Below are 20,433 nucleotides of genomic sequence, written 5' to 3'. Positions count from 1 at the left end.
CACACAAATGACCTATCTATATGAAAATTACACTATTTACCCTCCTGTTTTTCATCACAGGATTTCTTAGCGTCAGGGCGCAAACTTATAGCATTTCTAAAACTGTAAATATCTTTGGTGATACCATTGAAACGCATAAAGACCAATTTTTAAGGGACATTGCAATCATCAAGCATTCTACAGATATTTTTGGAAACAAGATAAAAACCATCACCGGCCCAAATGGAGAGAGGATTCAATCTATTAAAAAATCTAAAGACATTTTCGGAAACGATAAAGTAGAAATTTTCGACGAACAGGAACGGAGTACCACTACGATAAAAACGACGACTGATATCTTTGGAAATGAGACTAAACACGTCAGCGGGGCAAATGGAAATGAAATCAGTTCAGTTAAAAAAACAAACGATATTTTCGGGAATCAAACGAAAACTGTAACCGATAATAATGGCCAGCAAATAGGTTCCATTAAGAGATCTACCGATATTTTCGGAAATGAAAACATCACGGTAATAAACCGCAATGGACAAGCCATGCTTAAGATAAAAACTGATACCGATATTTTTGGAAATGAAAAGAAAAGTGTTGTTGATGAAAGTGGAAAAAAACTGTTCGATATCAAATCAGTCAATGACATTTTTGGCAATACCAATACCACAGTTAACAGCGATAAATCCGATCAATCGAAGAACTTAATGATGAAATTAATATTAGGCTCAGCTGATTTCTGAAATCAGCTGTTAGTTACACTAAAGCCCTGATTTCTTCCTGTATTTTCTTTGGCAAGCTCTTCAGTACCAAATCATAGGAATGGTCTATCAATTCCTGCAGCTGTCTCATTGTCAATCTACCATCCATAAAAACCGTGTTCCAATGTTTTTTATTCATGTGGTAACCTGGCAGTACTTCATCATACTGTTCCCGCCATTCTATGGCCCTTTCCGGGTCACATTTCGCATTAAACCGATTGCCTGTAGATAAACTGCAGAGTAAAAATATTTTCTCTCCTACTTTAAAAACCAAAGTATCCTCACCAAAAGGAAAACCCTCTGTAGCTGCCGGCTTCTGCAGGCAATAATCCCGTAATTCTTCTATGTTCATATTTAATATCAAATATAAATATTATACACATTTACTGCCCTATTTTATTAGACTACTTGGAACCACACCAAACTTTCGTTTAAATGCGGCTGAAAAATGCTGTGGATTCTTATAACCAATAGCATCCGAAACTTCATTTATTTTCATTTCCTGATGTAGGAGCATTTTTCTGGCTTCTTCCATTTTAGCATCATTCCAGAAGCCAAAAACAGTAGTTCCAAACAGTGCTTTAAACCCTTTCTTAAGTAAAAACTCATTGGTACCTACTTTATGAGAAAGCTCAATCAGCGAACATGGCTGTGTTAAATTGGTCAGGATCAACTCCCTGACCGCATATATTTTCTCTATATCTGTTTTTTTTAGTCCTGCAGGCTGCTGATCGCTTGCGGAGAGCTGTTCCATCTGCAAGAGCAACAGCTCAATCACTTTAGCTTCCAAAAACATCTTTTTAAATGCTCCTTTGCGCTCGCAATGGATCATTTCCCTAATGACCTCGTGCATTTGTAAATTAATCAGGTTATGACTCGGACACAGCAAACTGGAAAATCCTTTGTCCATTGCTTTTTTAAATTGCCTGAAATGCTGCGAATCCTCAGGCAGGTATTTTCTGAAGAAGAAAGGAGATAAATTGACTTCAAATACTTTTAATTCCTTTTCTGACCATTCCATATTTCCTTCCATCCCATTTACATAAATAATGTTGTGCTGCTGGGACTCAAAACTGATTTTTTCGCTTTCATTTTTTGAATGGGCAGCTGTTCGTCCACTCAAAGTAAAATGCATTTCTACGGTTTCTAATTCGCTTTTAAAATGAATCAACGTGTTTTTCGCCAGGGAAATATCCCCATAGCCAATGTGAACACCTTCAAAATAAGTTTCTTTATAGAAGCCTTTCCCCAAAGCATTGTCTAAATGAAAGCAGTGCTCTGTTAAGCCCCCTTCTTTTGAGTCAAAAGACTCAGGATACTCCCTTTTTAAGATCATTTCAGGAAGATCAGATGCATATAAGCTGACAGTCATAAGTTTTCATCATTTATTCCTTTCCACGGCTTTTTTACTCCATTACACGTAGGTTCCGGATCAGTGGAAAGGTATACCTTCGCAAAGGTAAACATTATTTAGAATGAATCTACATAAGTAATAATTACTAATTGGATAAATAAAAAAAACGAATCAATATCATGAGTAAAATAGCATTGCAAGCCATAAAAGCAGAATTAAAAGTTACCCGCAAGGAATATCTGAGTCCACATTATCTCAGAATATACCTGACCGGTCCGGATATCTCCCTTCTGGGCAATACCACTGTTGGCGTAAACAACAAAATCCTGATCCCAGCCCCTGATGTACATAAAATCCATTTCCCAGATTTTGATTTCCAGAAAGCGGAATGGATTCAGCCGGAAGAATCAGTAAGACCAAGCATTCGTACTTACACCCATCGGGGTATAAACCTGACTGCAAATGAAATATGGATTGATTTTGTAGTTCATGGGGATGAGGGGCCTGCCTCTGCCTGGGCTATAAGGGCCAAGGAAGGATCGGTATTGGGTGTATTGATGCACAATGGAAAATCTGAGCTTTACCAGCAGGCAGCTCATTACTTATTAGTGGGTGATGCCACAGCCATCCCTGTCTTAGGGGCAATTTTGGAAGACCTCCCCGCAGCGGCAAAAGGAGTCTGCATCATCGAAGTACATGGCCCTCAAGATGAACAGTTTTTAGCCACTAAAGCATCAATTGATTTTATCTGGCTGCATAATCCAGCACCTGAAAAAGGCAGCAAATTACCGGAAATTATCAGGGAGCAAGCCTTGCCTGAACACTCCAGATTTGGTTATGTCGCTGCAGAATTCTCTTCTGTAAAAGCCATCAGAGCTTACCTCAGAAAAGAGAAAAACTGGAAACAGGAAGAACTGTATGCCTACTCCTATTGGAAAGCAGGTGCAGCAGAGGACAAATCCAGCAAAGAAAGACACCAGGAGAAAGATTCAATTCCAGCACATGGATAAGCAGCAGCAAACTATACTCCAGGGACATCTTCCTAAAGTCATGTGGCAGATGTCCTGGCCAGCAGTCTTAGCCATGGTACTTTATGGCATGAACAATTTCCTGGATGGCATTTTTGTAGGACACATGATTAGTAAAAATGCCTTAGCGGCAGTCGGCATTGCTTACCCACTGGCACAATTTGCGCAAGGTCTTGGCAGTTTGATCGGGACTGGCCTCGGCGCCGCATTGAGCATCTGGATAGGTGCTAAAGACTTAGGAAAGCTGTATAAAGCTTTAGGATCAGTCAATTTTCTCTCCCTGCTCTTCGCGATTATCCTAACCATTCCCGCCTATATATTTGCGGATAAACTGGTTTACCTCATGGGCGGACGGGGAGAAATTGCCAGTCTAGCGACGGAATACTTTCAAGTGACCGTACTGGGAAGTTTCTTCTGGATTAATGGCCTATCCCTCAACATGATGATACGTGCCGAAGGTAAAATGAAAACCGCAGCCTGGATGATTGCTGTCGGTTTAATCGTAGATGTAGCTTTAAAACCAGTGCTGATCAAAGCATTTGGAAACAGTGTATCGGGCGCAGCCTGGGCCACCAATGCCGCTATGATCGTTTATACCCTTTTAGGAATTTGGTACTACAGCACTGGCCGTTCTTCCTTCAAAACTAAATTCTGGTCGCTGATACCAGATAAAGCAATCATCAAAGAAACGCTGGCATTAGGCATGCCTGCCTTTATCATGATGGTCATGATCGTGATACAAAATGTAGTCGTATTTAATGCCCTCAGCAAATATGGGAAAGCGGACGACATTACGTTTTACACAGCCGTCAACCGTTTTTACATCTTACTCAATACGCCAATCTGGGGAATGATGAGGGCCTTACAGCCAGTTTCAGGTATGAATTATGGTGCCGAACAATACGATCGCGTCAATAAATCCTATCTTTTATTTTCCTTTACTGGACTGGCGATCTTATTGCCATTCTGGATATTGGTGATGCTATATCCTTCTGGTGTGCTTTCAGTGATGATTCCAGATGAAGTTTTTACAGTTACCCAGCTACTTGATTTCAGAATTTACATGAGTGTGCTCCTTACGCTGCCATTTATATTCATGGCCATGGTATGGCTGCCATCCATAAAAGAAGCTAGGCCAGCCAGTATGATTAGCATTTTAAGACAGGCAGCACTTTACCTTCCGATCATGCTCATCATTCCTGCTTACTACGATGTGAGCAGTATTTACTGGGCCAGCGCATTGATTGACTGGTTTATTTTCCTGCTCGTTCTTTTTACGATCAGAAAAAGCAGGAGAAAATTGAACCGCCGCATTCCTGCCTTTGATTAATCTTATGCGTCCAGACCATTGATATCGGTGCACAGCACTTCAGACATATAATCAAGGAATGGGCGCATATTTTTAAAGGTTTGGCCAGCCTCTTTTAGAAAATCCGGACTTAACACTTCTTCATCAGAAAATTTCTTCAGCAATAAAAACTGTTTGTAACGTAAAAGATCAATCGCCTCATCATTTGCATCAAATCCTTTTGGACTGGTTTTCAACTGTTCTCCCTGCAGCGTTTTGAAGGTAGAAATGAAAGCCGTATCGTTTAAGATCTTCCTCATCGGCGCAACATCAAAGGAAAAGTCTTCCCTGATCAGTTTTAGGTCATTCGCATTTGGCCCCCAAAAACCACCGCCGATAAAAGTGTTACCGGGTTCGATATGGAAATAATAACCGCCCCTGCGGTGTTTGCCGGAACGCTTAAAGCTACCGCTCCAATGTGTTTTATAAGGCGTTTTATCTTTAGAAAAACGCGTATCTCTATAAATCCTATACACACTTTTCGCTCCTGAAGGCGTTTCAATCACATCATGAGTATTCAGATCCTGAAGTAATGCCTCTGCAAAAGCGGTTACCATCGCCTGCTCTTCTTGAAATTCCTCTTTATTGGCATGGAACCAATCCCTGTCATTGTGGTTCTTCAGCTTGTTTAAAAAAGTAAGGTTGGATGGGAATATTCGGCTTGTCATTTTCATATTGATGTAATTTCAGATCTTAGATAACCATAATGATTGCGTAAAGTTCATAAAATATTTAAGTTTGGACATGAGAAACTCAGAAAACTTTAGCTTAGCGTACCTTAAAAGACTTAGTTTCCATAAAAACATAGCGCTAAACCGGGAGACGCTTTTCAGTCTGCAGAAAGCACATTTGTTAAGTATACCCTTCGAAAATCTGGATATTCATTATAGAAAAGAGATTAAACTTGACCTGGATGCCATTTTTGAAAAGATCATATCAAACCACAGAGGTGGATTTTGCTATGAATTAAATGGCTTGTTCTACGAGTTACTTAAAGAGCTGGGTTTTGAGGTAAAACTTATTTCTGGAAGAGTGCATACAAAAAATGGTGAATTCGGACAGGAATATGATCATTTAGCCATCATTGCCACTATAGATCAAAGACAGTATCTGGTGGATGTAGGCTTTGGAAAGTTTTCTTTAGCTCCACTGGAAATTAAAAAACAATTGCTCCTGGATGATCATTTTGGGCAATTCTTGTTTCAGGAAATGGAGGACGGCTACCTTAGCATCAATATGGTAAATGATGGAGTATTAAGTCCACAGTATCTATTTAAAACCACAAAAAGGGATTTTTACGAATTCCAGGACATGTGCAGGTATCATCAAATCAGCATCGACTCTCATTTTACAAAAAATAGAATGATCTCTATACTTAGGAAAGACGGAAGAATTACTTTAACAGATCAACAGCTGAAAATTACTACTGAAGGAAAGGAAGAAATCTTAATTTTCGATCCTCAGGAGTTTGAAATGAAGCTTCAGCAATACTTCCATATTAAAATCTAGCTCCGGGTTTTATTGACCCCCCTTAATCCAGTCCACATTCACCTGACAGGTAAATCTTCCTACTTTACTTTTCCAACCCAGTTACCGCCTAATTGTTGATCAATCATTACCTAAAAATACTGATCACAGCCCCACTGACTAGCGTCAGCACCGTAAAATAAAATCAGGAAGCAACTGCCTTTTCCTTTACACTTTCTGATATGATATTGATCATTACGCCAGTTAGAATCAGCGCAATTCCGATCATTAAACTGGAAGTCAGGATTTCATGAAATAAAACGACACTCACTGCTACTGCCATCACTGGTTCTAAGGCGCCTAAAATGGAAGTCGGCGTTGATCCAATACTTTTTATCGCATATACTAAAGCCGACATAGAAAGCACGGTTGTTACAAATGCAAATGCCGTAAAGTTAAAAAACAGCTCTATATTAGGGATCAGTAGAGGTTCCTTCATGATCAGTATTTTTATACAGTAAAAAACCGAAGAAAATAGCAAGGAGTAAAAAGTAATCTTAAATCCGGAAGCATTGATTTTAGCCTTATTAACCACCACAATATACATGGCATAAAAAGCAGCACTCCCTAAGGTAATCAACAATCCCGGTAAATTGATAGCTAAAGCACCATCTTTGGCGCTCAATGCAATGACTCCGGCAATGGTAATGACCAGTGAAAGCACCGTGAGCACCGTAATTTTCTCTTTGAAGAAAAACGTCATGATCAGCGCGACCATCACCGGATAAACAAATAATATGGTGGATGCAATTCCCGGCGACAAATAATCGTAGCCCATAAATAAAAACTCTGCGGAAACCGCGTAGAAAAGCCCAAGCAATAGCAAAATCATAAATTCTGAGCGGTTTACCCTCAAACTTTCCTTCTTATAAATCAGGTAGGCTAAAATGAACATTGCCGCGATAAAAAAACGATAAAACAAAGTAGTATCCAGCGAGAAATGACTCGCTTTTACAGGCAAAATAAATAACGGAATTAGCCCGTAAGAAATGGCTGAAATGGCGGCCAGCATATACCCTTTAACCTTCATGTTTTCAATTGCTTTAAGATTCCTGCAGACCAGTTTCAAGCCTGATTTACAGAATTTTCCCGCAAATATACAACATATACCAAGTTAAAAAATGCCAATCGCCTTCACTCTTTTTATCGGCCAGAGCGTAGATAAGATCGTAAGCACTGCGGCCACAACTCCCACAATCAGAGAGAGTAAGGTGCCATCGAAACCATAACCTTCCGGCACATTGAGCTGTACCAGGAACATCACCAGCACATTGACAGATAAGGAAAGCGCTCCATTGATCCCAGCCATTTTAAACATAAACCTATTCTTGGGTAAATCTTCTGGCAGCACAAAACCCGCTTTACTTTTAACGACCCAGACGGGAATCCTATTCTTTTTGATCAGCACGTTTAGTTTATATTTAGAGACCATGCTTTTAAAAGCTAGAAATATTTGGCAGGTTATGATTGAGCTTTAACCAGTTCCCCAAGTTTTCTCCATGCAGTTTCTACTTTTTCATTCCAGATATTACTGTAACTCATCCTGATATAATTGGGATAATCCCCTCTACTGGAAAACATGGGGCCGGGGGCAATTTGAATATTCTCCCGGGAAGCTTGCTGCTGCAGTTTAAGCGCATTTACACCTTCCGGGAGCTCCAGCCAAAGCACCAACCCACCTAAAGGTCTGCTCAATCTCGTTCCTTGAGGAAAATACTTTTCGATAGCTTGAACCGTCAGCAGCATCTGGCGATGTAAAACAGGTCTTAGTTTTCTCAAATGACGATCATACGCACCACTGGTTAGTAATTGCAATAGAGACAGCTGAACTACGCTGGCCGTAGCGACATTCGTTAATGCTTTCAGTTTAATCACCTTTTCAGTAAATCTTCCTACTGCGCACCAACCGATCCGATAACCCGGAGCCACCGATTTAGAGAAAGAACTACAGAGCATCACCCAGCCTTCCTGATCGTAGGTTTTAATGTTTGCAGGCCTTTCCGATTCAAAATGAAGGTCCCCGTAAATGTCATCATCGATGACCGGAATTTTCATGCGTGCTGCAAATGCGGCCAAATTTCTTTTTTTCTGATCTGGCATGACCGCTCCATTGGGATTGTTGAAATTTGAGATCAATACGCAGGCTGCTACCTGATGATTCGCTGATATTCTTTCTAATTCCTCCACATCAATTCCTGTTAAAGTATCACCTGGCAATTCTAAAATCTGAAGGCCCATGGCAGTTATGGTTTGCAGAATTCCATGATAAAATGGCGTCTGTACCACCACTTTGTCACCTTTTGTGGTCACCGCACGCAAACATAAGCCTACAGCTTCCAATGTACCGTTAGTGATGACAATCTCATCGGCAGTAACCGCTCCATGCCAGCGAAAGGATCGCTTTGCGATTTCTTTCCTCAATAATGGATTCCCATTTGGCTGTTCATATAGCAGGTGTGCACCCGTTAAATCTCTGGAGGCCTGCTGAAGACTTCTTCTGATCGCGTTTAAAGGCAGCAACTGCAGGTCTAATACCGCATTGAAAAACGATACTCCTTTTTGTTCCAGCGATCCAACCGGGCTCATGGATTCGATCATATTGAACGGACTTTGATCCAATTCGTCAACTTTTCGGAGGCCTTTTGCCAAGGGAGTTTCAATCACTGATTTTCTCAAAACGACGTAACCGGCGCGTTCTTTACCCAGAACCAGCCCTTTATCGATCAACAGGTTCAAGGCTTTTAACATCGTACCAATGCTGACCTTAAAACCAGAACCCAATAAACGTAAAGAAGGCAGCTGATCTCCAATCGGGTAAACTCCCTGGTTAATCCTGTTTTCCAGCTCTTCAGCAAGGCTAAGATATTGAAAGGTCTTCATCTGTTATAGTTAAATAGTCAGTTTTTGTATCTGTTACAGCCGAACAAAGCTATTTACTTTTATGGAAAAAAATCAATACTCATTTTAAATGTTTACAATGAAAAGTAAGATGAAAAAAGTAGGCCTTGTAGGCGGAATCAGCTGGACTTCTACGGTGGATTATTACCGCTACCTGAATGAAGGCATTAATGAGAAACTCGGTGGGCTGAACTTTGCGGAATGTCTGATTAGTTCTGTGAATTTCGATAATTTCCAAAGATACAATGCAGATTATGATTGGGAAGCCACCTACGAGTTATTGCTGGAGGCCGCTGAAGAGCTGAAAAAAGCTGGTGCTGCAGCAATTGTGCTCTGCGCCAACACCGCACATATTGTTGCAGATCGTATTGCTGAAAAGATCCAGCTGCCGCTGATCGACATCACCAGTGCCGTAGCTGACGCGATTCATCAGGTAGGTTTAAGAAAAGTAGGTCTGATTGGTACCACTTACACCATGGAATTGGGGTTCTATAAAGACAAACTGATTGCAAATGGTATTGAACCCATCATTCCAAAAAGTCAGGAACGTAGAGATTACATAGAAGAGACCCTTAGATATGAGTTGGGAAGCGGTATTTTAAACCCAGAGACCAAAAAACAATACCTCATGATTATTCAGGAATTAATTGATCAGGGGGCTGAGGGTATTATACTGGGCTGTACCGAAATCCCTTTACTGATCAAAGCCGAAGATCTTTCTGTTCCTGTTTTCGACACCACGAAGATTCATGCGCAGGCGGCGGTAGATTTTGCCCTTAGCAGCTAACATTAATACTGTAAAGCCAGTTTGCCGTCTAAATTAATTATCTTCGCGACTTTGAGTCAATTACAAGAACATTTTTAACATAAGGACAATGAAACTGGAAGAACAATTACTGAGTAGAAGCGAAAACAAATGTGAACTATGCCAATCCGCGGAAACGCTTAAAGTATACGAAGTTCCTCCTCAAACTGCAAATACTGCCGACAACTGTATCTTGATTTGTGATAAATGTTTGGCTCAAATTGAAAAAAGAGAAGAATTAGACAGTAAGCACTGGCAGTGTTTAAGCGACAGTATGTGGTCTGAGGTTCCTGGAGTACAGGTGGTTTCATGGCGCCTATTGAACCGTTTAAGCAATGAAAGCTGGGCAATGGACAACCTGGACATGATGTATCTTGAGGAAGACCGTCTGGCTTGGGCTAAAGCTGCCGATCTTGACAACGATTCCGTTGCTGAACTTCATAAAGATTGCAATGGTGCCCTGCTTCAGGTAGGTGATTCTATTGTGTTGACGAAATCTTTAGATGTGAAAGGCTCAACTTTAAATGCTAAAATGGGTACGGTAGTGAAGAATATCCGTCTGGTAGAAGACAATACAGATCAGATTGAAGGAAAAATTGAAGGACAAGTGATTGTGATCCTAACAAAATATACTAGAAAACAAGGTGCTTAAGCTTTTTTAAGCTCCAATAAAAAGCGCGCTGCAAAAATAATTGCAGCGCGCTTTTGTTTTAATAATATCGAAGCTAAAAATCTTCAATCTGCAATATCGTTTTCGCGAGATTAATCATTCTTTCTGTGCCGGTATATTTCCCATGCTCATCAGACAGCTTCACCACTTCCGTCCATTCTCCATCTTTAGGCTGTGCTTCAGTCATTTTAATCACGATATTCATGGGTGCTGGTCCAGCATCATTGGTTAAATTGGTGCCTATTCCAAAAGACATCCCTATTTTTCCCTGACAATGCGCTGCAATCCTTTCCACTTTATCGTAATTAAGGCCATCAGAAAAAATGATCGTCTTGGATCTAGGATCAATTCCCATTTTCTGATAGTGATTGATAACTTTATCTGCGAACAGCAGCGGGTCACCACTATCGTGCCTGACACCATCAAACAACTTGGAGAACATCTTGTCGAACTGACTAAAAAACACCTCTGTAGTATAGGTATCAGAAAGGGCAATCCCTAAATCTCCACGGTATACGTTCACCCAGTGTTCCAATCCCATAGCATTGGCCATTTTAAACCCATATCTCGCAGCATGAAACATAAACCATTCATGAGCATGCGTTCCAATTGGCTTGGTCTGGTAGAGCATTGCCATGTGCACATTGCTGGTTCCAATAAATGATCCGCTGCCAAATTCGTTTAAAGCTTGTAAAACCGAACGGTGCACCTGATAAGAATACCGTCTTCGCGTCCCAAATTCGGCTACGGTTACGCCAAGCGCCTTATATTTTTCTATTTTTTGTGCAGTCAGCTGCATCACTTCTTCATTGCTGATCCTATGCGAGCCATTCAGCACATAATACAGTTCGCAAATCAAGGACATTAGAGGAACTTCCCACAATATCGTTCGATACCACAATCCTTCTACGCGTACTTCCAGCTGATCTCCATGCTGTTCGATTTGTACTTCCTCGGGCTGATAACGGTAACCTTCCAGGAAATCCAGATATACCGGATCAAGATATGGGCAGCTGACCTGCAGGAAACGTTTCTCTTCTTTAGTCAGCTTTAATAAAGCCATCTGGTCCACTGCGATTCTTAAAGCCTGCGCAAATGCTTCTGGAAAAGAATGTTTTCCACGGTTGATGAACTTATATCTTGCTTTTGCTGCCGGAAACAGACGGATCACCCCCTGCTGCATGGTGATTTTATAAAAATCATTGTCAAGGATAGAGGTAAGGGCGGTAGTTGGGTGTATTTGGATCATAAATCGAACACAAATTTAAGCTTTAATCTATGATACTTTTTAAATGTTTGTAATTGGATTTCACCGTATCCAGTACTTCATCAAACTTGCCGCCCAACATCAGTTTAGTCATGGTGAGTGCCATTCCTTTCATCATTTTAAACTCAATTTTTGGTGGCATCGCCATTGCGTTCGGATCCGTCATCACATTGACTAACACTGGGCCATCGTGCATAAATGCGGCTTTCATCCCTTCTTCCAGTTGGTTAGGATCATCAATTGTCACCCCTTTAATGCCCATCGCGGTAGCTACTAATGCAAAATCCGGATTAACCATATCCGTCTCCGAATCCGGAAGTCCTGCTACCTCCATTTCCAATTTTACCATGCCCAGAGACCTGTTATTGAAAACGATCAATTTAATAGGTAGGTTATATTGTTTGATGGTAGCTAAATCTCCTAGCATCATCGACAACCCACCGTCTCCGCACATCGCTACAACTTGTCGTTCTGGACTAGATAAAGCAGCACCGATGGCATGAGGCATCGCATTTGCCATAGAACCATGATTAAACGAACCCAGCATTGTACGTTTTCCTGTCGCATCAATGTATCTGGAACCCCAAACACAGCACATTCCGGTATCCACCGTAAAAATAGCATCTTGAGCAGCCAGTTTATTAATTTCAAAAGCAACGGCTTCGGGATGAATCGCATCCTTTTCCCCTTTATCCGCTACATAAGTATTCAAATGTTCTTTTACTTTTTCATAAACTTTCAATTGTGCGGCCAGAAAACTATCATCGGTATTGGTATCTAATAATGGAAATAGCGCATTTAAACTGGTTTTGATATCTCCATGCAGCCCCATATCCAGCTTGGCTCTCCTACCCAGGCGTTCAGGTTTACTATCGATTTGTACTAAAATTTTATCCTGTGGGATAAAGGGAACGTAAGGGAAATCTGTGCCTAATAAAATCACCAGGTCACTTTCGTGCATGCTATGGTAGGCAGACGGCAAACCAAGGAGGCCGGTCATCCCTACTTCATAAGGGTTATCATACTGGATTCCCATTTTACCCCTGAAAGAGTAACCTACAGGAGCTTTAAGCATTTCTGCAAGTTTAACGACCTCATCATGTGCTTCGACAGCACCGATTCCACAGAATATCGCGATCTTTTTATGTGTATTGATCAGGCGGGAAAGTGCTAACAGCTCCTCTTCTGCCGGGCAGATACTTGCTTTAGAAAAATACGTTTTATCTGCGGACATATTTTCGACTGCCTCCATACTGCTCACATCACCGGGCAAACCAAGAACGGCCACCCCTTTATGGTGAAAGGCATGCTGCAAAGCTGCCTGTGTCATTCTCGGCAGCTGAGCGGGAGTAGTGGCAATTTGATTGTAATGACTGCAATCATCAAAAAGCTTGGTGGTATTGGTTTCCTGAAAATAACCGGAACCGAATTCAGTAGTTGCGCAAGTAGAGGCTATTGCCAAAACGGCGGCACCTGCACGATGGGCATCATATAAGCCATTGATCAAATGCACATGACCAGGCCCGCTGCTGCCGGCACAACACGCAAGGCCATGCAATTCTGCTTCTGCAGCGGCAGCATAAGCCCCTGCTTCTTCATGCCTCACATGGATCCAGCGGATGTTATCGTTGCGTCTTACCGCATCATTTAGCTCATTTAAACTATCGCCCGTTACGGCATAAATACGCTTAATACCTGCTTCAACAAGCATTTCCACCAATTGTTCTGCTACTTTTTTTGACATAATATGATGTTTTTAGGATCATAACATCACAGATCAATAGGAAATGGATGTTATAAAAGGATAACACCAGGTTTTGTTGATAGTTTTAGCGGAATGGGATTTTAGCCCATCAGTTCCTTCATCAGCTGAGCAAAAGCGGTCTTTAATTCGTCCAATTCTGTTTCGAGCTTCAGCACCCGGTTTTCCAGATCTGAGTTCGTTTTTTGAGCGGCTTCTTCTGTTGAGTCTTCTGCATTTAAATCAGGTGCACCAGAAAGTAAATGTGCGTAACGCATTTCTTTTTGTCCGGCTTTTCTCGGCAATTGAATGACGTAAGGAGGCTCAGCATCCGTTAAACGTTCCAATACGGATTGTACTTCTTCCAAAGATTCGAATTCATACAATCTACCGGAATTGGTATTTAGCTCTCCTGGAGTTTGAGGGCCTCTCAGCATTAATAGACAAAGAATAGCGACTTCCTGAGGCGTTACCGGGAATACAATCGCGAAGTTATGCTTGTATTTAATGCTGCGGCTTGATCCTCCGGTAGCCGTAGAAATCAATCCTTTTCTTTTGAGGGTATCCAATGCCAGTACCACAGTCTGTTCGTCATACTGAACCACAGGTTTCCTTGAGGTCTTTTGATTACAGGCTGCTGTCAGACTGTTAATGGTCATTGGGTAATATTCAGGGGTAGTTTTAGATTTCTCCATTAAAACGCCTAGCACACGAAGCTCCTCTGCGTTTAATTCGGGCAAAGTTTGTATTGATTCCATGCCTAAAGTTAGAAAATAAGGTGGAATGCCGTTTCTCTTTTGATCTCTTTTAACACAAAACTACTGCTTAACGTAGAAATATTTGAAAGTGAAGATAAATGAGTAACCACAAAAGTATGGTAATCGTCTACATCATCTACTACAATCTTTAGCAGATAATCTTGTCCGCCGGCAATACACAAAACTTCCAGCACTTCCTTAAACTGCACTACTGATTCCTCGAAGTTTTTTAAGGTAGCAATGGATTGTTCTTTTAAAGTTACGGTACAAAGCACCAGCAGGTGTTTTCCAAGCTTTTCCCGGTTTACCAGCGCTACATATTTCTCTATATATCCTGCTGATTTTAGTCGTTTAATGCGCTCGTGAGTGGGGGAAATACTTAGGCCGATTTCCCCTGCAATGTCTTTTGTGCTTAAAGAAGCGTCCTTTTGCAGGATGTTTAATATCCTGGTGTCGAGCTTATCTAAATTCTCCATCATAGTATTTTGCTGAAATAGGATCCAGCAAGCCACAAATATGGTGGTTTTTACTGTATAATGTATCCATAACAGTATTTTTTATTGAATATCAGATAAGCAAAGGAAATAATATGGTACTTATCTAATTTTGAAGGATTAAAAACCAAATATCATGACTACCCATGAAGACTCCATTAAATACTAAAGATAATGAGCGTTTAAGCGCTTATATGAAACTCGCTGAAGAGCGTGCCAAGCACTTCATCGGTTACCCAATTGCACAAGATTTTGATTATTCAGAATTATATCCACTTTTAAAACTGCCTTTAAACAATGTGGGCGATCCATGGGTAGAATCTACTTACGATCTGAATTCGCGTTCTCTGGAGCTGGAAGTATTGGAGTTTTTTGCTGAATTGTTCCATGCACCAGCAAATAACTGGTGGGGTTATGTGACCAATGGTGGCTCTGAAGGAAATTTATATGGCCTTTACGTGGCCAGGGAACTCTATCCTAATGGCATCGTTTATTATTCTGAAGCCACACATTATAGTGTTCAAAAGAACATACAGCTGCTCAATCTGCGCAGCATCGTGATCAGAACTCAAGAAAATGGGGAGATGGATTACGAGGATTTGAATGCGATGGTACAAATGCACAGGGATCAGCCGGTGATCATTCTGGCCAATATTGGCACCACGATGATGGAAGCAAAAGATGATTTGCAGCAAATTCAGCAAATCCTCCGCAGGCAAGCGATTAAAAATCATTATATCCATTGTGATGCTGCTTTAGCTGGCACTTATAGTGCTTTACTGAATTTAAAACCAGGTTTTGATTTTAACCATGGGACCGACAGTATGGCCATCAGCGGACATAAATTTATCGGCTCTCCTATCCCTTGCGGGTTGGTATTGGTGAAAAAGAATTATAAAGACAGGATTGGAAAAGCGATTCCATATATCGGCACCGTAGACACTACGATTACGGGTAGCAGAAATGGTCACAGCCCTATTTTCATCTGGTATGCGCTTAAAAAACTGGGAAAAGAAGGATTAAAGCAACGCGCTTTGGAATGTCTGGAAACCGCAGCCTATACGGTAAAAAGCCTAAATAATATTGGCGTACCAGCATGGACTAATCCCTCTGCCTTAACGGTGGTATTCCCAGCGCCTTCTATCGCATTGCGACAGAAATGGCAGATTGCTACCGAAGATGGCAATAGTCACGTGATCTGTATGCCTGGGGTAACCAAGGCACAGATTGACGATTTTGTGCAGGATTTACAAGCGGAAATAGAATTGACCGCAGCACTAACCCTATAAAAAATAAAGCGGCTGTCTTGAATTGCTATTTAAGACAGCTTCTTTTAATGATTTATGCCTCGTACTAACTAAGAGGCTAAAATCTGCTCAATTTTCTGTAGTTCTTCTGTGCTGAAATCAAGGTTGTTCAAACATTTTAAAGAATCCGCAAGCTGTTCAGCTTTACTGGCGCCCACCAATACGGAGGTAATGCGTTCATCTTTTAAAATCCATGACAAGGCCATTTGTGCCAGTTTTTGTCCACGGCTTTCCGCAACTGCATTCAGTGCATTCAGCTGTTTCAATCTTTCAGGCGTCAATTGATCTTGCTGTAATGCGCCATGCGACTTTGCTGCACGAGAATCTTCAGGAATCCCTTTCAGGTATTTATTGGTCAGCATCCCTTGAGCGAGCGGTGAAAAAGGAATACATCCTATACCTTCATTGCCTAGTAAATCCAGCAAACCTCCTTCTACCCAACGTTCATACATGGAGTATTTAGGTTGATGAATCAGACATGGTGTGCCCAAACGTTTTAAGATTTTCATCGCTTCGGCAGCTTCTTCTGCCTGGTAATTAGATATCCCGACATATAATGCTTTTCCTTGACGTACGATCAGGTCTAATGCTGCCATTGTTTCCTCTAGTGGCGTTTGCGGATCCGGACGGTGATGGTAAAAAATATCGACATACTCCATGCCCATTCTTTTCAGACTTTGATCCAGGCTGGATACCAGGTATTTTTTGGAACCCCAATCTCCATAAGGTCCATCCCACATTGTATATCCTGCCTTAGAAGAAATGATCATTTCATCTCTATATCCTTCGAAATCTCTTTTCAGCAAGCGACCAAAATTTTCCTCTGCAGATCCTGGAGGCGGACCGTAATTATTAGCAAGGTCAAAATGGGTAACTCCATTGTCGAAAGCCAGTTTTAAAATCTCACTGCAGTTTTCCAGCTGATCCACATGACCGAAGTTATGCCATAAGCCAAGAGAAATGGCTGGTAGCTTCAGTCCACTGTTTCCGCATCTGCGGTATTGCATTTGAGTATATCTGTTAGGGGCGGCAGTATAGGGCATAATGATGGGGAGGTAAAATAGCAGCAGCACGGTTGATGGTGCTGCTGCTTTTCGAATAAATCGATATTATTTTTCGCTGTTTTTTTTCTCTGTTACTTCAGAACGAATTTCCTGAGCAAGAACTTTTAAATCCTGCATAGCTTTACGTACTCTAGTTCCTGCAGCACTGTTTCCTGCATTATAAAACTTCTCAGCGTCAGCTTCAATAGAAGCTAATAATTCTTTAACTTTTGAAAATTTTTCCATGTTTTAAATATTTAATTTGTGGCCAAATATATATTATTTTGGAAATAAACGTACATAACTTCCATTCTATTGCGTTTTTTCTGTTAAATCTTACTTTTTTCGGTCTTATTAGCGCCTATAAGGGCCAATTTATTCGGCTTTCCGACATTATTAACCGCCCAAAAAGCGTGTTGTAACGCTGAATTTCGACACTGCTACTGCCAAATATCTGGCTTTTTTTTCCAGCTTCAGACCTCAGAATTTGCACTAGAAACATGAGGATATTTTGCAAGAATCATCCTCATGTTTCAGCAGGAAACCGGTGTATATGCTAGACCAATTCCTATGTTTTACCAGGCCAATCAGCAAATATCCTTAAGGCTGCTCGAGATGTTTTGCAGAACTCATCAGCCATCCGGGAGCATAATGAAGGATAACTGCAGAAATATTCAGCAAATCAGCTAGAACAATAACACCAATGTCAATTAAAGCCCTTAATACTAAGATAAATCCATTTTTCCTTTGATTTAATAAAAAACCTACCGAGATTAGCAATAATGAAACAAAGAACAGGCATACATCAGGCAACCTTAATGACTTATAATAAGAGTCAGCTGCAAGCCTATGCGCTGTTCAAAAGGTTCTTCAGGGAAAACTATCCCTTCGGCTTTACTTATCAAATCAGCAGTAAAGACTTTATTAACTAAGCCCCGAATCATTTCATTCTACTCTTCGGTTCAGGGGCATTTTTCTTCTGATGATTTTCGTTATTTTATAATTTAAGGAAATAGCAAGCGATTGTGTATTTTCTTTTTTATATTAAGCAATTACACCTCTTAAGGTGTGATAATTCGTAAACATCAGTTTGCCTCCCTGTATCTTATTAAGGAATTAATCATCAATCATTACATTAAGACATTTAAACATGGAAACAAAAACATTATCACTTTCAAAAAGCGATTTAAAACTATTAAAAGATCACCTGGACAAATCAAACATGAGTCCTTATAATAAAGAAAAACTAAGAAAAGAGATCAAAGAGGCAACGATCTACGCAGATCAGGATCTTCCTGAAGACGTGGTATGTCTGAAATCTGAAGCTAGAATTGCCAATACAAAAACCGGTAAAGAGTTTAGCTTTAAGATTGTAATGCCGGAAGAAGCAAACATCAAGGTGCAAAAGGTATCTGTTTTTGCTCCGATCAGCATTGCTTTATTTGGCTACAGAACAGGCGACATTATCAACTGGGAAATGCCTGACGGCATTCAGGAGTTTAAAATCCTGGAAGTTAAAAGGATGAGCTAAACTCCCCTGCTTATCAAAAACCGCATTCCTATTTTTTACCTGAAAGGTCATCAAAACCAGGATTGCGGTTTTTTTATGGAAAATATTCCAGAGCTACCGGAAAAAATTCCGTATATTCGAATTGAATAAAATTTATGGTTATGGCAAACACTTCAAAACCTTACAAAGATAAAACACCCCTATCTGTTGTTGCAGAGGCCGCTTTAATCGCCCCTTATCAGCCATTGTACAACGATTCTATCAGCTTGCTCATGAGTTCAAAATCAGGCTTATCAGCAAAAGCTGCACTGGATTTTTTAAGTCTTTCGGGTTTTACCAGGGAAGAGTTCCAGGATACCTTTAAAACTAATGTTAAAACCATCCAGAACTACGCTTCTAATGCATCCAGATTAGATCCTTCCCTCAGCGAGAAACTTTTAAAGTCTTTTTCTCTATTTGAAAAAGGAATAGAAATCTTTGGCAGGGCAAAGGCTTTTCACCAATGGCTCAATACCCCTTCTTATGGGCTTGGCCACCAAATTCCCTTTGATTTAATGGACACTTTTACAGGCATCAGTCTCATTGAAGAAGAGCTCATTAGAATTGCTCACGGAGATCTCGCTTAATTTATGCAGGTATTTCGCATTTGTTTGAGCAATTACGCTGGCTCATTAGTCGCTTCAGGCCGCGCAGCAAGATGGAATCCGAATGATGTTTCCATGATTTATACAGCGGAATCACGTTCTTTGGCTTGTCTGGAAAATGTAGTCCATCGGAGTCAATTTGGGCTGAACAGTGCCTTCCAGGTCATGACGATTGAAATTCCGGATGACCTCCCCATTGCCAGTATCCCCTTGAAATCATTACCAGAAAACTGGTTTTCTTTGAAAACATGTCTTATACACAGGAATTAGGGGAGAATTGGGTCAGGAATGAAAAAACGGCCCTATTGAAAGTCCCCTCTTCCATTATATCAGCGGAATCAAATTTTCTCCTCAACCCTAACCATGCGGATTTCAAGTTCATCAAATTACTGAAGTTTGAGCCATTTGTGTTCGACAAAAGAATTAAGCTGTAATCTGGTAAATCCAGGCTGCCGCTATCTTCCTGCCATTTTAATCATACGCTGCGAAAGATCCTTGCCCAGATAACGGTCAATCACATGATGCACCACATACAGTAAGGGCGTCATTAAAATTGCGACTACAAATTTATAAGTATAATTCACCAGACCGATTGCAGTCACCATTTGCCAGCTCCAGTGGTATTGAGGATTCAAATAAAAAGCAATAAAGATCACGACAAAACTGTCTATAAATTGAGAAATCACTGTAGAACCTGTGGCACGAAGCCATAAAGCACGTTCTCCGGTTACTTTTTTAATTTTATGAAAGATAAACACATCCGCAATCTGCCCTACTAAAAAGGCAATCACAGAACCCACAATGATCCACATCCCTTGTCCGAATATCCCGGCAAAAGCATGATTCATATTGAGCGGATGGCCATCAATGGTTTGATTTACCCAGAAATCAGAAGGCGAAAGTCTCATCGCTGCTGCGACCACAAAAAAGGCGTAAGAAATCAGAATAGCCGCCAGCACAGATAAAAACCGGACCTGCCGAACGCCAAAATATTCGTTGATAATATCCGTCATGATAAAAATTAAAGGCCAGGTAAGTACCCCTGCAGACATGTTAAAGGAGAGGTTTGGAACGCCCAGCAAATTGATATCAAACTGTTTGATGCCCAGTGTGCCTTCCACCGTAAATATTTTTACACCTATAAATTCTGAAAGGATCGCATTGGCCACGAAAAAGGAGCCTAGAATGAGCAATAATCTGCTTTCTTTTGTTTTAAAAGTCATAGCAAGATGAAATTATTAAATAAATCTGATATAAGACGATAAATATTATTTCTATTTTCGTTGCCAC

Annotated in this window: 25 protein-coding genes; 12 read left to right on the top strand and 13 right to left on the bottom strand. The window is 40.7% G+C overall.

Annotation, left to right across the window (positions count from 1 at the left end; translation table 11 throughout):
- Positions 1 to 20 precede the first annotated feature (20 nt).
- On the top strand, positions 21 to 731 hold the full coding sequence (locus AQ505_RS10615; protein WP_062548163.1) for a hypothetical protein: 711 nt from the start codon (positions 21 to 23) through the stop codon (positions 729 to 731).
- Positions 732 to 744: 13 nt separating this feature from the next.
- Here AQ505_RS10615 and AQ505_RS10610 read toward each other — a convergent pair whose 3' ends face one another.
- The gene (locus tag AQ505_RS10610; protein WP_062548162.1) at positions 745 to 1,101 is read right to left on the bottom strand and encodes an MmcQ/YjbR family DNA-binding protein; all 357 of its coding nucleotides are present in this window, start codon (positions 1,099 to 1,101) and stop codon (positions 745 to 747) included.
- A gap of 39 nt (positions 1,102 to 1,140) precedes the next feature.
- Positions 1,141 to 2,121 (bottom strand): helix-turn-helix transcriptional regulator, encoded by a 981-nt coding sequence (locus AQ505_RS10605; RefSeq protein ID WP_062548161.1) that lies wholly within the window; start codon positions 2,119 to 2,121, stop codon positions 1,141 to 1,143.
- Between the two features lie 161 nt (positions 2,122 to 2,282).
- Here AQ505_RS10605 and AQ505_RS10600 point away from each other — a divergent pair, with 161 nt between their 5' ends.
- Together AQ505_RS10600 and AQ505_RS10595 are read left to right on the top strand one after the other, a co-directional pair.
- Positions 2,283 to 3,113 carry a siderophore-interacting protein gene (locus tag AQ505_RS10600; RefSeq protein ID WP_062548160.1) on the top strand — a complete coding sequence of 277 codons (831 nt, stop codon included), beginning with the start codon at positions 2,283 to 2,285 and terminating at the stop codon, positions 3,111 to 3,113.
- Positions 3,022 to 4,461 carry an MATE family efflux transporter gene (locus AQ505_RS10595; protein WP_197286349.1) on the top strand — a complete coding sequence of 480 codons (1,440 nt, stop codon included), beginning with the start codon at positions 3,022 to 3,024 and terminating at the stop codon, positions 4,459 to 4,461. Before AQ505_RS10600 ends, AQ505_RS10595 begins: the two co-directional genes overlap by 92 nt.
- A gap of 2 nt (positions 4,462 to 4,463) precedes the next feature.
- Here the strand turns inward: AQ505_RS10595 and AQ505_RS10590 are convergent, their stop codons facing one another.
- Positions 4,464 to 5,153 (bottom strand): DUF2461 domain-containing protein, encoded by a 690-nt coding sequence (locus AQ505_RS10590; protein WP_062548158.1) that lies wholly within the window; start codon positions 5,151 to 5,153, stop codon positions 4,464 to 4,466.
- 70 nt (positions 5,154 to 5,223) lie between these two features.
- Between AQ505_RS10590 and AQ505_RS10585 the strand changes: the two genes are divergently transcribed.
- Positions 5,224 to 5,988 carry an arylamine N-acetyltransferase family protein gene (locus tag AQ505_RS10585; RefSeq protein WP_062548157.1) on the top strand — a complete coding sequence of 255 codons (765 nt, stop codon included), beginning with the start codon at positions 5,224 to 5,226 and terminating at the stop codon, positions 5,986 to 5,988.
- A gap of 163 nt (positions 5,989 to 6,151) precedes the next feature.
- Here AQ505_RS10585 and AQ505_RS10580 read toward each other — a convergent pair whose 3' ends face one another.
- The 3 genes from AQ505_RS10580 to AQ505_RS10570 form a co-directional block, all read right to left on the bottom strand.
- Positions 6,152 to 7,036 (bottom strand): DMT family transporter, encoded by an 885-nt coding sequence (locus AQ505_RS10580; protein ID WP_062548156.1) that lies wholly within the window; start codon positions 7,034 to 7,036, stop codon positions 6,152 to 6,154.
- An 84-nt stretch (positions 7,037 to 7,120) separates the two neighbouring features.
- Positions 7,121 to 7,438 carry a hypothetical protein gene (locus AQ505_RS10575; RefSeq protein WP_062548155.1) on the bottom strand — a complete coding sequence of 106 codons (318 nt, stop codon included), beginning with the start codon at positions 7,436 to 7,438 and terminating at the stop codon, positions 7,121 to 7,123.
- A gap of 29 nt (positions 7,439 to 7,467) precedes the next feature.
- Complete coding sequence (locus tag AQ505_RS10570) at positions 7,468 to 8,886, bottom strand: aminotransferase-like domain-containing protein (protein ID WP_062548154.1); 1,419 nt, start codon at positions 8,884 to 8,886, stop codon at positions 7,468 to 7,470.
- Between the two features lie 97 nt (positions 8,887 to 8,983).
- On the opposite strand from AQ505_RS10570, the gene AQ505_RS10565 reads away from it, so the two are divergent.
- Positions 8,984 to 9,691: an aspartate/glutamate racemase family protein gene (locus AQ505_RS10565; RefSeq protein WP_231635069.1), complete on the top strand. Its 708-nt coding sequence runs from the start codon at positions 8,984 to 8,986 to the stop codon at positions 9,689 to 9,691.
- An 88-nt stretch (positions 9,692 to 9,779) separates the two neighbouring features.
- Positions 9,780 to 10,361, top strand: a complete 582-nt coding sequence (locus tag AQ505_RS10560; protein ID WP_062548153.1) for a PhnA domain-containing protein — start codon at positions 9,780 to 9,782, stop codon at positions 10,359 to 10,361.
- A 73-nt stretch (positions 10,362 to 10,434) separates the two neighbouring features.
- Here the strand turns inward: AQ505_RS10560 and pncB are convergent, their stop codons facing one another.
- The 4 genes from pncB to AQ505_RS10540 form a co-directional block, all read right to left on the bottom strand.
- Positions 10,435 to 11,628 (bottom strand): nicotinate phosphoribosyltransferase, encoded by a 1,194-nt coding sequence (gene pncB / locus AQ505_RS10555; RefSeq protein WP_062548152.1) that lies wholly within the window; start codon positions 11,626 to 11,628, stop codon positions 10,435 to 10,437.
- A 22-nt stretch (positions 11,629 to 11,650) separates the two neighbouring features.
- Positions 11,651 to 13,390 (bottom strand): thiamine pyrophosphate-dependent enzyme, encoded by a 1,740-nt coding sequence (locus AQ505_RS10550; RefSeq protein ID WP_062548151.1) that lies wholly within the window; start codon positions 13,388 to 13,390, stop codon positions 11,651 to 11,653.
- Between the two features lie 101 nt (positions 13,391 to 13,491).
- Entirely contained in the window at positions 13,492 to 14,145 is a 654-nt protein-coding gene (locus AQ505_RS10545; protein ID WP_062548150.1) for a YceH family protein, read from the bottom strand.
- 8 nt (positions 14,146 to 14,153) lie between these two features.
- Entirely contained in the window at positions 14,154 to 14,624 is a 471-nt protein-coding gene (locus tag AQ505_RS10540) for an Lrp/AsnC family transcriptional regulator (protein WP_062548149.1), read from the bottom strand.
- 161 nt (positions 14,625 to 14,785) lie between these two features.
- On the opposite strand from AQ505_RS10540, the gene AQ505_RS10535 reads away from it, so the two are divergent.
- Positions 14,786 to 15,928, top strand: a complete 1,143-nt coding sequence (locus AQ505_RS10535; protein WP_062548148.1) for a histidine decarboxylase — start codon at positions 14,786 to 14,788, stop codon at positions 15,926 to 15,928.
- Positions 15,929 to 15,996: 68 nt separating this feature from the next.
- On the opposite strand, the gene mgrA is transcribed toward AQ505_RS10535, so the two are convergent.
- Positions 15,997 to 16,989 (bottom strand): L-glyceraldehyde 3-phosphate reductase, encoded by a 993-nt coding sequence (gene mgrA, locus AQ505_RS10530; RefSeq protein ID WP_062548147.1) that lies wholly within the window; start codon positions 16,987 to 16,989, stop codon positions 15,997 to 15,999.
- A gap of 66 nt (positions 16,990 to 17,055) precedes the next feature.
- The gene (locus tag AQ505_RS10525; RefSeq protein ID WP_062548146.1) at positions 17,056 to 17,235 is read right to left on the bottom strand and encodes a histone H1; all 180 of its coding nucleotides are present in this window, start codon (positions 17,233 to 17,235) and stop codon (positions 17,056 to 17,058) included.
- 536 nt (positions 17,236 to 17,771) lie between these two features.
- Here AQ505_RS10525 and AQ505_RS26345 point away from each other — a divergent pair.
- The 5 genes from AQ505_RS26345 (at position 17,772) to AQ505_RS27225 (ending at position 19,577) form a co-directional block, all read left to right on the top strand.
- Complete coding sequence (locus AQ505_RS26345; protein WP_157262295.1) at positions 17,772 to 17,921, top strand: hypothetical protein; 150 nt, start codon at positions 17,772 to 17,774, stop codon at positions 17,919 to 17,921.
- Positions 17,922 to 18,139: 218 nt separating this feature from the next.
- Entirely contained in the window at positions 18,140 to 18,520 is a 381-nt protein-coding gene (locus AQ505_RS10515; RefSeq protein ID WP_062548144.1) for a GreA/GreB family elongation factor, read from the top strand.
- Positions 18,521 to 18,660: 140 nt separating this feature from the next.
- The gene (gene parS, locus AQ505_RS10510; protein ID WP_062548143.1) at positions 18,661 to 19,125 is read left to right on the top strand and encodes a type II RES/Xre toxin-antitoxin system antitoxin; all 465 of its coding nucleotides are present in this window, start codon (positions 18,661 to 18,663) and stop codon (positions 19,123 to 19,125) included.
- A gap of 24 nt (positions 19,126 to 19,149) precedes the next feature.
- The gene (locus AQ505_RS26905; protein WP_231635068.1) at positions 19,150 to 19,413 is read left to right on the top strand and encodes an RES family NAD+ phosphorylase; all 264 of its coding nucleotides are present in this window, start codon (positions 19,150 to 19,152) and stop codon (positions 19,411 to 19,413) included.
- Positions 19,392 to 19,577 (top strand): RES family NAD+ phosphorylase, encoded by a 186-nt coding sequence (locus AQ505_RS27225; RefSeq protein ID WP_335337998.1) that lies wholly within the window; start codon positions 19,392 to 19,394, stop codon positions 19,575 to 19,577. Before AQ505_RS26905 ends, AQ505_RS27225 begins: the two co-directional genes overlap by 22 nt.
- 21 nt (positions 19,578 to 19,598) lie before the next feature.
- On the opposite strand, the gene AQ505_RS10500 is transcribed toward AQ505_RS27225, so the two are convergent.
- Positions 19,599 to 20,366, bottom strand: coding sequence for a queuosine precursor transporter (locus AQ505_RS10500; RefSeq protein WP_062548142.1), 768 nt, complete (start codon positions 20,364 to 20,366; stop codon positions 19,599 to 19,601).
- Positions 20,367 to 20,433 lie beyond the last annotated feature (67 nt).

Source organism: Pedobacter sp. PACM 27299 (assembly GCF_001412655.1).
Taxonomy (GTDB): domain Bacteria; phylum Bacteroidota; class Bacteroidia; order Sphingobacteriales; family Sphingobacteriaceae; genus Pedobacter.
The sequence above is the reverse complement of the archived record's forward strand: the minus strand, read 5'-3'. Positions and strand labels throughout refer to the sequence as shown.